Origin of the sequence: Aliikangiella maris (assembly GCF_040719265.1) — a bacterium.
Lineage (GTDB): Bacteria > Pseudomonadota > Gammaproteobacteria > Enterobacterales > Kangiellaceae > Aliikangiella > Aliikangiella maris.
Genome location: NZ_JBFDAH010000004.1, coordinates 155,009 through 168,796 on the forward strand (window position 1 = coordinate 155,009; position 13,788 = coordinate 168,796).

Here is a 13,788-nt window from a genome sequence, read left to right on the forward strand (position 1 = left end):
TCAATAATATGAAAACCTGGGAATAGTTAGCATGATTAGTTTTGCAGTACTTGCCGTTTTACTCGGTGGAATCGGTGCAGTGCTTTATATTGGAAAAAAGAACAATCAAGCTGATTGGGGACATTGGCTGACCAATATTTTAGATGGATTAATACGAGTTTATTGTCGCCGATATCATCGTCAAAATGATCAAAAAATCAAGATTCCTCAATCCGGGCCGGTCATACTGGCTAGCAACCACATTTCAGGTATCGATCCATTTATTATTATTACCGCAACCAATCGACCCATTCGATTTATGATTGCGCAAGAAGAATATCAAAAACCAATTTTAAACTGGATGTTTCGAGCCGCCGGATGTATTCCGGTTGATCGTGCGGGACGGGTTGAAAAGGCGTTTCGCAGTGTTATTCGAGCCATTCAAGCTGGCGAAGTTGTTGCAATTTTTCCGCAAGGTGGAATCCACCATACTACGACACCTCGAGAAAAAATTAAACCCGGTATAATAAAGTTGAGTTTATTGACCTTAACACCAATCATTCCTATCAGAATATGGGGGATTGTAGCGCCTGGCACAATTACGCAAGCTGCAATTCAGCGAAGTCAGGTAGAATTTGAAACTCATTGCGCTATTTCGGCTGACCAAGTGGCTCATCCAGACTTTGCTGGTGAAATGTCACAATGGTTAATCTTTTCAACTCATCAAATTCGTCTTGATTAATTGCAAATTGAGTTTTATTGGTATAAATTTCTTGTCTTAACAAAGCTTGATCCAAATCAGCATTTGCGCTGCTTGCATTACTTGATTTATTAGCAAACACCCCCATTTTGTAGGTATCGTTAATTTTAGATTTTAAAATATTTTATAAGGGGCACTTATGCGAATGGATAAATTTACCAGTAAGTTTCAACTGGCAATTGCAGATGCTCAATCGCTAGCATTAGGCCGCGATCATCAGTTTATTGAGCCTGTCCACTTAATGACGGCTTTATTAAATCAAGAAGGTGGCAGTGTGAGACACTTGTTCTCACAAACCGGTATTAACTTACATAGTTTACGCAGTCAATTAGGCGAAGCGCTGGATCATTTACCACAAGTTCAAGGTGTTCCGGGTGAAGTTCACATTTCAAATGATTTAGCCCGATTGCTAAATCATTGTGACAAGTTGGCCCAACAACACAAAGATCAGTATATTTCAAGTGAACTTTTTATTTTGGCAGCATTAGAAGATAAAGGTGAGCTAGGCCGGATTTTAAAATCCCTTGGTGCCGATAAAAAGAGTATGGAAAAAGCGATTGAAAATGCTCGTGGTGGCCAAGCTGTCAATGATCCAAATGCCGAAGAGCAACGCCAGGCATTAGAGAAATTCACCATTGATTTAACTGAGCGGGCCGAACAAGGAAAATTAGATCCAGTAATTGGGCGGGATGATGAAATTCGTCGGACTATACAAGTTTTACAACGTCGTTCTAAAAATAATCCGGTGTTGATTGGTGAACCGGGTGTAGGAAAAACTGCAATCGTTGAAGGATTGGCGCAACGAATTATTAATGGTGAAGTTCCTGAAGGTTTAAAAAATAAAAGAGTATTGTCGCTAGACATGGGCGCTTTGATTGCCGGTGCCAAGTTTCGTGGAGAATTTGAAGAGCGGCTAAAAGCGGTATTAAATGACTTAGCAAAACATGAAGGTCAGGTTATTTTATTTATCGATGAATTACACACAATGGTTGGTGCAGGAAAATCTGAAGGCTCAATGGATGCTGGAAATATGTTGAAACCAGCGCTGGCCAGAGGTGAACTGCACTGTGTCGGTGCGACTACATTAGATGAATATCGTAAGTATGTTGAAAAAGATGCAGCACTTGAAAGACGCTTTCAAAAAGTTCAGGTAGATGAACCAACGGTTGAAGATACTATTGCTATTTTACGTGGATTAAAAGAGCGCTATGAAGTTCACCACGGAGTAGAAATTACCGATCCGGCAATAGTTTCTGCGGCGACTTTATCACATCGATATATTTCAGACCGCAAATTGCCAGATAAGGCAATTGATTTGGTTGATGAGGCGGCTAGTTTAATTCGAATGGAAATAGATTCAAAACCCGAACAAATGGATCGACTGGAAAGAAAATTAATCCAGCAAAAAATCCAGCGTGAAGCCTTGAAAAAAGAAAGTGATGAAAGCTCTAAAAAACGACTGGCTGATCTGGAGGAGAGCATTGTTGAAATGGAGCGTGAGTTTGCTGAACTTAATGAAATCTGGACTGCAGAAAAAGCTGCACTACATGGTACACAAGCAATCAAAAGCGATTTAGAGCGGGCTCGAATTGATTTAGATGCAGCTAAGCGAGCTGGCGATCTTGCTCGAATGTCGGAACTGCAATATGGACGGATTCCTGAACTGGAACAGCAGTTAGATATGGCAAGCCAGGTTGAAATGCAAGATATGACTTTGTTGCGAAATAAAGTTAGTGAAAATGAAATTGCGCACATTGTTTCAAAATGGACAGGCATCCCGGTTGAAAAAATGTTACAAGGAGAAAGAGAGAAATTACTCCAAATTGAAAGTCATTTACATACGCGCGTGATAGGACAAGAAGAAGCCGTTGCTGCGGTTTCTAATGCTGTGAGACGTTCACGAGCAGGTTTATCCGATCCGAATAGACCAAACGGTTCTTTCTTATTTTTAGGACCAACAGGGGTTGGTAAAACAGAGTTGAGTAAAGCTCTAGCTAACTTTTTATTTGACTCGGAAGATGCCATGGTTCGAGTGGATATGTCCGAGTTTATGGAGAAACACTCGGTTGCCAGATTGATTGGCGCACCGCCGGGTTATGTTGGCTATGATGAAGGGGGCTATCTAACTGAGCTGGTGAGACGAAAACCTTATTCCGTTATTTTGCTTGACGAAGTTGAAAAAGCACATCCTGATGTTTTTAATATATTATTACAGGTATTAGAGGATGGTCGATTAACTGACGGGCAAGGGCGAACTGTTGATTTCCGTAATACAGTTATTATTATGACTTCTAACCTAGGATCTGACCTAATTATGGAGTCTGCTGGAAAAGAACATTACAGTGAGTTAAAGCAAAAAATTACCAACGTCATTGGTAACTATTTCAGGCCAGAATTTATTAATCGAATTGATGAGACGGTCATATTTCACTCACTGGAAAAAGAGCATGTCAAACAAATTGCTGCAATTCAACTCAAACGTTTGGCGCAGCGACTGCTTGAAAGTGGTATACAATTGGAGTACTCCGAAGCGGCTTTATCGAATATATCAGATAAAGGCTTCGATCCAGTGTATGGTGCTAGACCACTGAAGCGGGCGATTCAGCAATGGGTCGAAAACCCTTTAGCTGAGCAGATTTTGGCAGGTAAGGTTGAACATGGTAATCCGGTGGTTATCGACGCTTACCAGGGTGAACTGGTGTTTCGGAGCTAACAGTAAATAACACTATTTTAAAATATTACCATTCACCATTGGCTTGTCGCTTAATTGTGACCAGTCAATGGTGCACGCTTTAATTGGATTTAATTTTCAATAATATTTGATAGAATGCCTGCCAATAATTCATTCAGCATTTGGAAATTTCATGTCATTAATCCGGGGTGATAAGTTATCACTGGCTTTTGGACCACAAATAATTCTTAATAACGCTCAATTTGCCATTGAAGAAAAACAAAAGATTTGTTTGGTTGGACGAAATGGTACAGGTAAGTCGACATTGTTAAAACTGATTATAGGTGATATCAGTGCCGACGATGGGCATCTTATTCGCTCAACAACACACAAGATTGGCTTTTTACCGCAGGCGCTCCCAGAAAAGTCAGATATGTCAGTTAAGGATTTTGTTGAGTCTGGATTAAGTCAGGTAAAACAATGGGTTGACGATTATCAACAATTGATTACGGAAGATATTAATTCGCCAAAACTCCATGAATTAGAAGAAAAGATTAATGCTCATGATGGTTGGAGCATTCCCACTAAAGTGACTCAAACACTTTCTCGACTAGGCTTGGATGGCGAAGTCACCATGAATCAGTTATCCGGTGGTTGGCGTCGCCGTGCAGCTTTGGCAAAAGCGCTAGTACAAGAACCTGACTTGCTGATTTTGGATGAGCCTACTAACCATTTAGATTTAACGAGTATCGAATGGCTTGAGGAGCAGCTAAATCTTTTCAAAGGGGCTTTGCTATTCGTTTCCCATGATCGTCAATTTGTTAATAAAGTTGCCAATACCATTATGGAGCTTGATAGAGGGATACTGCGTTTTTATCCGGGAGATTATCTGCAATACACCCAGTTAAAAGAACAACAGTTAAAAGACGAAGATAAAGTTAATTCAGAATTCGATAAAAAGCTGGCCGCGGAAGAGGTCTGGATTCGACAAGGTATTAAGGCTCGGCGTACCCGTAATGAAGGACGAGTTCGTGCGTTGAAAAAAATGCGCGAAGAAAGAGCTGCACGCATTAACCAAATTGGCCATAGCAAGATTCAGGCAACGGTGAGTACATCGGGCAGTAAAATTGTTGCAAAAATGGAAGCATTGCAAGTGGGGTTTGACAAAGCACTGAATTTGCCATTTTCGGGAATCATTCAAAAGGGAGATAAGCTAGGTATACTGGGTAATAATGGCAGTGGAAAAACAACGTTTATTCGTACCTTATTAGGTAAGATTCCAGTATTTGCTGGACAATTAACTGTTAGTGATTCGCTTGAAGTTGCCTATTTTGATCAATTGCGTGAAGCGATTGATCTGAAGAAAACAGTGGCTGACAATATTGCAGATGGTCGGGAATTTGTCGTGGTCGATGGAAAAGAGCGACATGTCATCAGTTATATGCAAGAGTTTAACTTTTCTGCAGATAATGTGAGAGCGCCGGCAAGCAGCTTATCTGGCGGTGAAATCAATCGATTACTTTTGGCTAAACTATTCACCCGACCTGCTAATTTATTTGTTTTAGATGAGCCGACTAATGATCTAGATGTTGAAACATTAGAGATACTTGAACAAATGTTAGTAGAAATTGAAGCGACAGTTATTATTATCAGCCATGATCGCTTATTCTTAGATAATTGCTGTACATCATTATTAGTATTTGATGACCAATTAATTTCAGCTGACGATAAAGCTAAAAACCTTCATCAAATAATCGATATCGTCGGTGGCTATCAAGATTGGCGACATTATTTTGAATTAACTCAATCTAAAAGTAATAAAGCCTCTGACAAAGTTAAGGAAGTTGCAAAGCCCAAAAAGACGGCAACTAAACTGTCTTACAAAGAACAGCGTGCATTAGATGAATTGCCACAAAAACTAGAAAACTTGGAAAGTCAAATTGCAGAAATTGAGCAACAAATGTCACAGCCTGATTTTTATCAGCAACGTGACCAAGCAGATAAAATTATTCAGCAATTTGAGCAGTTACAACAGCAATTAACCAAAGATTATGAACTTTGGGATGCGTTAGAAGCCAAAAAGGAAAACCTAGAAAGCAACTAAAAAACTAACTAATAGCATTATGGTAATAATAAATATACCGATAAATGGGGCTATAAGCACAATCATACATTATTTATAGCCTTTAAGTTTTTTATGGAATTCTTCGTAAAGCCAAATAATAAATATTAATCATTTTTTTCTCTTTTGGATCTTATCATTTTAAGCAAAGTGGTGAGACCACTCTACATGATTATCTAAAAATACACCGCAACAGCAAGGCCGTACCAAATAAACGTTGCTACTTGGTGGCGGTTTCTCAGAATCATGAACAACCAAAAGTGCTTACCTAGTTATACATCCGCTCTAGCTTTCATGTTTTAAGCTTTTGCTCACTAATACAATTCAGTACGAGAGATTTATTTATTGTATATACATTGTTATTAGTCATTTTCATGATTGGTATGCTCACTAATGGTAAATAATTGATGGATTTTCTGCGGCAGAGCAAAATAGCTGCTATAAATATGTCTAGATACATTTTTCAACATATGCTTTTTTAAATTTCGTTTAAGATTTCATAATATCTCGGTTTGTAATTGCTATATTAGCGAAATAAACAATTAAAAAAGTATAGGAGAATAACATGAAGAAAAATGGTTTGAGACTATTGGTTGTGCTTACATTAGTACTGCCAAATTTTCTGATAGCTGATGACAAATTAAAATCAACAATTTTATCATCACCACCGCGTCCAGCCGATGAAGTTAAACGAGATAAATATCGAAAGCCTGAGCAAGTTTTACAATTACTCGATTTAAAACCTGGCATGCGAGTTGTCGATTTGGTGGCTGGCGGTGGTTATTATTCTGAGCTGCTCGCTCGAGTTGTTGGTAACAATGGATTAGTGGTTAGTCATAATCCTCCTTATGTAATTAACCGCTTTGCAAACTTTCTCCACAATCCCAAGCAAGGCTGGCTTGCGCGTTTTGAAACGCCAATATGGAAAAATTGCGTAATCAAAAATACTGATGAGCTAGATACAATTAATTTACCAATGCAAATTGACGCAGTTTTAATGGTGTTGTTTTATCACGATACGGTTTGGCAGGGGGTTAATCGATCCATGATGAATCGTCGTATTTTTAATGTGCTCAAGCCGGGTGGAACTTATTTGGTGATTGATCACAACGCAAAAGGTGGACGCGGAATTATGGATGCTAAAAGCTTGCATCGTATTGATAAACAAACGGTAATTAATGAAATTACCTCTGTAGGATTTGAGTTGGCCATTGACTCATCGATTTTATTAACCATTGAAGATACGCGAGATTATAGTTTTGTTAGAGATGTTAAATTAAAACGTGATCAAACAGATCGGATGGTTTTAAAATTTATTAAACCAAAAAGTTAAAACAAGTATTTTTCGGGTAAATCTCAAATATATCCTATAAACAATCTCAATTTGTGAAATTTTATTGTTTTATGATGTAAAATAAAATCTAAGTTGATCAATTTGTTGGTCGTGAGATAAAGCAAAATTCTTGCATTTATATTGAGTTTTTAAGTGGGAATGAAAAAAATATTTTGTCAAATGACTTAAAATTTGTCGATATTGTTAATGTTGATTGAGTTATGCTATTTTTTTTATGCTGGAATAATTACAACATTTTAAAAATTAAAATAAAAAACAAAAATTCAATTTTGATTTTAATTTTAATTGGCTGCTTTGATAAGGTGTAATTTGTGTTATCTGGCAAAAACCTAACTACGATGTTTAACGAAAAACGTTTAACAAAAAATATGATTAACAATTAAAATTAGGAGAGCCTTTCATGAGACGATGTACTAAGGTACTCGCTGGTTTTGCTTTATCCTTGTGCTCTGCGGCAGTGCTCGCTGCAGACACAGGCGGCGAACTTCGAGGACATGTTGAATCAAGCTCGGGTATAGATATCGCTAATGCGGTAATTACAGTAAAACATAAAGGAAAAGGAATTACTCGAACAGTTGTGACTAACTCTGTTGGTGATTATGTATTAAGAAATTTACCTGTTGGGGAATATGAAATTATTGTGTCTGGCAATGGTTATGATAACGACACCAGTTCAATACGAATTGTCGTCGGGGAGCCAGCAATTATTGAAACTGTTTTAGGTGGCGGAGACTCAGGAAATGTTGTACGAATTGTTGGTACACAAATCCAGGGATTAAATATGTCAGAAACAACTTCAGGTCGTTCATTTGATTACGAAGATATTAAAATGATGCCTGTTGAAAATGGATTTGAATCTATGGTGTTAATGACTGCGGGAACAGTTGAAAACGGATCGCCTGAAAACTTTAATGGTGCTTCATCTATTGGCGGTGCTTCATCTGCTGAAAATGGTTATTATCTCAATGGTATTAACATTACCCAAATCCAATCTGGTTTAGGTTCGTTTAGAATGCCTTGGGAAGCCATAGAGCAAACCAATGTTCAAACTGGTGGTGTTACCGCTGATTTTGGCGGTGCATTAGGTGGAATTATTAATGCCGTTTCTAAGTCTGGTGATAATGAATTTCGATTTGGTTCACAGGTCAGATACGATCCTAAATTTGGTTATACTGCACATGATTCGATACGCTTGAAAAGTGATCCTGCTTCTTATAGTTCTGGTCCTGGTATCAGCCAGAATAATGAGCGTGATGATTCAGAATATACTGAATTAAATATTTGGGCCAGTGGACCAATTGTTGAAGATAAAGCGTTCTTCTATGTTTTGTTCAATCCGATTCGTGATAATGATGAATGGGCAAATAATACGGTATTTGTTGAACGTGAAAGACAGTCAGATCGTTGGTTTGCGAATTTTGAATGGTTTATTACTGATGAACATTCTATTGGATTAACCACTTTTAATACCAAGCGAGAAACTGAGCGTTTAACGCTGCCATATAACAAAGATACAAATACTATTGGTTCACTTAGTGCCGGAAATGATGGTAAATCTTATGCCGAAGATGGTGGTAATTTTATTGGAATTACTTATCATGGAGATTTATCTGATTATTTAACCTTAGATGTTGTATTTGGCCGTACTGAAGAAGAAGAAATTCCAAAACCAGCGAATGATTTGCCATTAGTAAATGATTGCTCGACAGGGACTTGTATTGGTTATAGCAGTCACAGTGACAGTGTTATTGAGCAACAGGAATTTACTCGTGATCAATTTCGCGCAGATTTTCATTTAGATCTTGATGATCATGCTATTTCATTTGGCGTTGACCAATATGAAATCGATGTTTATGTTAATAATCGCCAAAATGGCGCAGTGGTTGGAGATATTAATGAGGTCGATAACAGTGCTGCTACTGGCTGGTGGGATTATGGTATTGCTGGCGTAGGTAGTATAGGGGCATCGGCTGTTACCGATGGCGTGTCTAGTGGAACTGAATTTGTACGTCGTCGAGTGCGGAACAGATTTTCTGATTCAACAGTTAGTTCAAAAGCTTTCTACATCCAGGATGTCTGGTCAATTACTGATGAAGTGACATTGAATCTTGGCGTCAGATTTGTAGACTTCGAAAATACGGTTTCCAGTGGCGAAGCTTATGCCGATTTAGACGGTAATGTAGCACCGCGTATTTCTGCTATCTGGGATATTGGTGGTAAAGGACAGGATAAACTATTTGCATCTTTTGGTCGTTACTTTCAACCGGTTGCTGCTCGCATGAATATCACGCAAGGTAGTTCGTCCATTGAATACTTTGATTATTATGAGAATCCTACACCTGAACAAGCACCAGCACTATTAGCTGATGGTTCACCATCTCGCGGTGATAATTTAATTCCACGTTTTTTCCGTCAAGTAGGGATAACTGACCCCAACCTGATTGCTTCTAAAAATCTAGAAGCGATGTACTCTGAGCAATTCTCGATTGGTTATTCAACACAGTTTAATGACTATCAAGCAAGTGTTACCGGAACCTATAACGAGTTGAAACGTTCTGTCGAAGATACTGACTATGGTCCTGTTCTTGTGAATAAACTGGCAGAACTTGGTATTGTTGATAATACTGGCCAAGGAAGCTTTTATGTCTTGTCAAATCCTGGTGATGATGTCGAAATTGCTTATGACTTTGATGGTGATGGTAACGTTGATGAAATAACGTTAACCGCCGAAGATCATTTATTGCCAAAAGCAGAACGCAAATATATTGCTTGGGATTTTACCCTGCAAGGTCCCGTTACCGAAAATTTCGAAATCTATGCCGCTTATACTTGGTCTCATAGTTATGGCAATACAGAAGGACTAGTTAAAACCACTAATGGACAAGCCGATCCGGGATGGACTTCTGATTATGACTATGGTGAAGCGCTCGATTATGCCAGTGGTAATTTACCGAATGATCGCCGTCATTCTGTTAAATTGTCAGGTATTTACGATATCAATGATTCAATGTCTTTAGGTATAGCGTATCGAGGTGCCTCAGGTCGACCTTTGAACAAACTAACTCCGCATCCAGAAGGTGTTGATGGTTGTGCGCCAACAAGTCCTTGGGCTGCGTGTCAGAGTCGTTCATACATTGGTGCATTTTACGATGAGTTTGGTAATCCCGTTCCTCGTGGTTCTGCTGGAGAGTTAGATTGGACCCATAATTTTGATTTGTCTTTCACTTATCGAGATGAAGAAATTTTAGAGGGACTATTGTTAAAAGCAACAGTTTATAACCTGTTTGCGGCAGATACACCAATCGATGTTCGAGAGTGGACTGGCCCCGACTATGGCGTAGCTGAAATTCTACAACGTCCTCGGTATTTGTCATTAACTGCGCGTCTAGAATTCTAGTGGACAAAGAGGTTAGTTATTAGATATTGACTAATTTTTGTTAATACAAATACTGTTAGTAAAAACAAAGCCTCTATTCGGAGGCTTTGTTATTATTCACCTTGAAGTTTTTATCAATCGACACAATTAAGTTGCTACTACCAAACAGCTTATCACTGTGATTGAATTGTCCATGTCTCCACTAATGATTATTGGCTTGTTGGCCGTTTTATTAATTGCTTATGTGTTGTTAAAACCCTACTGGATTGCTCATAAAAGGCAGAAAATTCGTCAGCGGCCATTTGAAAAATCCTGGCGAGAAATATTAAAACGCAATGTGCCGTATTTTTATCGTATGCCTGCTGATTTGCAACTTCAGTTAAAACAACACATTCAAGTCTTTTTAGCTGAAAAACAATTTGTTGGTTTTAAAGGAATAGAAATTACTGACGAGATACGTGTCACCATTGCAGCGCAAGCGTGTTTGCTTATATTAAATAGACCTACCGATTATTATTCAAAGTTACGCTATATTTATGTTTATCCGGTGGCTTTTATTACCCATCATAGTGGACATGATGGCGCGGGCGTTTTACAAAACCAAAAACGCGTGTTAAGTGGTGAGTCATGGAATCACGGAAAAGTCGTACTATCCTGGCGGGATTCAAAAGAAGGAGCAAAAGATTTTAATGATGGACGAAATGTGGTCATACATGAATTTGCCCATCAACTCGATCAAGAAACTGGCAGCGCAAACGGCGCGCCTTATTTACCAAATAATTCTCAGCATAATTGGTCGAGTATTTTAACCAAGGCTTTCCAAGAGTTACAGCAGCGTGCAGTGCGAGGCGAACCTTCTTTACTGGATTATTACGGCGCAACTAATCCTGCTGAGTTTTTCGCTGTCGCCAGTGAAGTTTTCTTCGAACAACCAACACAACTGCAACGAGATTCTATTGAACTTTATCAACAATTGAGCCAGTACTACCAAGTAAACCCAGCGATTTGGTAACGTATTTACCGTATTGTTTTAACTATATTTAGTTATAGCGCACTCTTTATATTTCTACGGTATATCTAACCTATTGATTTTTAAAAATAAAAATCAATACGGTCTATTTAAAATCTGTAAAAAGTAACACGGTTGTAAATTTTCTGACTGATAAAACAATATATAAGCCTGTCTTAAAGTTGAAATTTCTTTAGCAATCAGTTGCTTATACTTGATTTCAAAATGTTGTAAAGATTTGTTTATAGTTGTAAGTGCAAATAAAATGTTGAGAATCCAATTTAAGGTGCTCTATAATAACCATACATGCGTAGCACAGAAATTTAACGCGGATTAAAGCAAACCGAGGTTTGACATTTAAATCCATCATTACCGAATATGAAATACAACGACAAGGCACACACTATGACCGTAGAAGCGATCGATATGAATGCGCCCAGCCCCGATTTTAATTGGCAAAATGTTGCCCATTTATTGCTGCTTTCACGAGCGATGGATGATATTGAAGAGCAAGAACTGGTACCTGCGAAATTGGTATTTAATCAATTCTCAGCAAGGGGTCATGATTTAGCACAAATACTTATTGGCTCGTTACTTAATCATCCTCATGACGGAGCAACTGGTTATTATCGTTCGCGTCCCTTTGTTTTATCGTTAGGCTTGGATATTGTCGATGCAGTAGCATCCCCTATGGCAAAATCTGGTGGTTATAGTGACGGTCGCGATATTGGCGTAGTATGTAACTACCCCAATAAAAAACGTGACGGCGCGATGCTATTTCCTATGTGTGGTGGTGTGGGCTCGCAATTTTCACCTATATCGGGTTGGGCTCAATCCATTGTTTATCATCGGGATCAGCTAAAAGATGAAAGCTACCGCGGCGCAATTGGTGTTTCAATGGGTGGCGATTCTTCTATGTCAACCAGTGGATTCTGGGCTGCGCTTAACATTTCTACAACGAATAATTTACCGCATTTATTTTATATCGAAGATAACGGATATGGCATATCTGTTCCGCAGACTGTGCAGACGCCTGGTGGAGATCAGGTTGCTAATCTGGCGGCATACAAGAATTTAAAAATTATTGATGGTGATGGTACTTGCCCTGTTCAAGCCCCTAAATTGATCAAAAATGCAATTGATTATGTCCGATCAGGAAAGGGAACCTGTTTACTAAGATTGCGCGTTCCTCGGCTTTGTGGACATACCTTCCAAGATACACAAACATACAAGCCTGCTGAAATGGTTGAACAAGAACAGGCTAATGATCCGTTGCCAAAGTTAAAAGATTTTCTGGAACAGTACCAGATTATTTCAGCCAAGCAATGGAAAAATATTGAAGAAAAGGCCTATCAACAAGTAAGAGATGCAGTTGAGCAGGCCAAGCAAAGACCTGAACCCGATACCAAAAAGCTCAAACGTTATGTATACGCCGAAAAAGATGCATCAGGTAAACCAGAAATTCAGTTGCGAGGTGGATTATATGCCAGTGGCTATAATTTTCCTGTGGTAAGTCAGGAACCGAATCCGCAAGGCGCAAGACTTAACATGTTAACTGCTATTCGTCAGACTCTCGATTTTGAGCTGTCAATAAACCCTAAAGTATTAGTTTTTGGTGAAGATGTCGGTCCAAAAGGGGGGGTACATGCGGCGACTCTCGGACTTAATCAAAAGTACGGTGATTATCGGGTTTTTGATACTAGTTTATCTGAAGAAGGCATTATTGGCCGCTCGGTCGGGATGGCGCTGGCGGGATTGATGCCAGTACCCGAAATTCAATTTCGTAAATATGCCGAACCTGCTGCCGAGCAACTCACTGATACGGGGATTATGCGCTGGCGAACTAACAATCAATTCGCTGCACCCATGGTAGTACGTATTCCTGGTGGTTTTGCAGGTAGAGGTGATCCTTGGCACTCGATGTCTGATGAGGTTGAATGGGCTCATAAAACAGGTTGGCAGGTTGCTATGCCTTCAAATGCCGAGGATGCGGTGGGTCTTTTGCGATATGCGCTACGTGATAATAATCCAACCATATTTTTTGAACATCGCTTTTTGCTGGATAATCGATGGGCCAGAAGACCCTATCCTGGCGATGATTACATTGTTGAATTTGGTCGAGCTAAAACTTTGCTCACGGGCGACCGACTGACGATTGTAACCTGGGGAGCAATGGTTGAACGCTGTGAAGCTGCCGCATTAAACCTTGATCGGGGCGTTGAAGTGATTGATTTAAGAACGATTCAACCTTGGGATAAAACCTGTGTCTTGGAATCGGTAAAGAAAACTGGGCGATGTCTTATCGTGCATGAAGATAATTTGACTGCGGGCTTTGGTGCAGAAATAGCGGCGACACTCGCAAAAGAGGCGTTTTTTGATTTAGATGCACCCATTGAACGCTTGACCATGCCCGATACACCTAACCCGCATAATATTCACTTATTAAACGCGGCAGTACCAACACAGCAGTCTATCGAAGCCGCCATTTTAGCTTTATTAGCGATTTAGTTGAGGAAC

General features: G+C 39.2%; 7 protein-coding genes. All 7 read left to right on the top strand.

Annotated elements, in window-relative coordinates:
* The first annotated feature begins 31 nt into the window (after positions 1-31).
* A complete protein-coding gene (locus ABVT42_RS05075) occupies positions 32-721 on the top strand; it encodes a lysophospholipid acyltransferase family protein (protein ID WP_353873831.1) in 690 nt (229 codons plus the stop codon).
* A gap of 157 nt (positions 722-878) precedes the next feature.
* Positions 879-3,452, top strand: a complete 2,574-nt coding sequence (gene clpB, locus ABVT42_RS05080) for an ATP-dependent chaperone ClpB (protein ID WP_353873830.1) — start codon at positions 879-881, stop codon at positions 3,450-3,452.
* Positions 3,453-3,603: 151 nt separating this feature from the next.
* A complete protein-coding gene (locus ABVT42_RS05085; RefSeq protein ID WP_353873829.1) occupies positions 3,604-5,514 on the top strand; it encodes an ATP-binding cassette domain-containing protein in 1,911 nt (636 codons plus the stop codon).
* A 583-nt stretch (positions 5,515-6,097) separates the two neighbouring features.
* Positions 6,098-6,865, top strand: coding sequence for a class I SAM-dependent methyltransferase (locus ABVT42_RS05090; protein WP_353873828.1), 768 nt, complete (start codon positions 6,098-6,100; stop codon positions 6,863-6,865).
* 421 nt (positions 6,866-7,286) lie between these two features.
* Complete coding sequence (locus ABVT42_RS05095) at positions 7,287-10,283, top strand: TonB-dependent receptor (protein WP_353873827.1); 2,997 nt, start codon at positions 7,287-7,289, stop codon at positions 10,281-10,283.
* A 172-nt stretch (positions 10,284-10,455) separates the two neighbouring features.
* A complete protein-coding gene (locus ABVT42_RS05100; RefSeq protein WP_353873826.1) occupies positions 10,456-11,274 on the top strand; it encodes a M90 family metallopeptidase in 819 nt (272 codons plus the stop codon).
* Between the two features lie 402 nt (positions 11,275-11,676).
* The gene (locus ABVT42_RS05105) at positions 11,677-13,779 is read left to right on the top strand and encodes an alpha-ketoacid dehydrogenase subunit alpha/beta (protein ID WP_353873825.1); all 2,103 of its coding nucleotides are present in this window, start codon (positions 11,677-11,679) and stop codon (positions 13,777-13,779) included.
* Positions 13,780-13,788 lie beyond the last annotated feature (9 nt).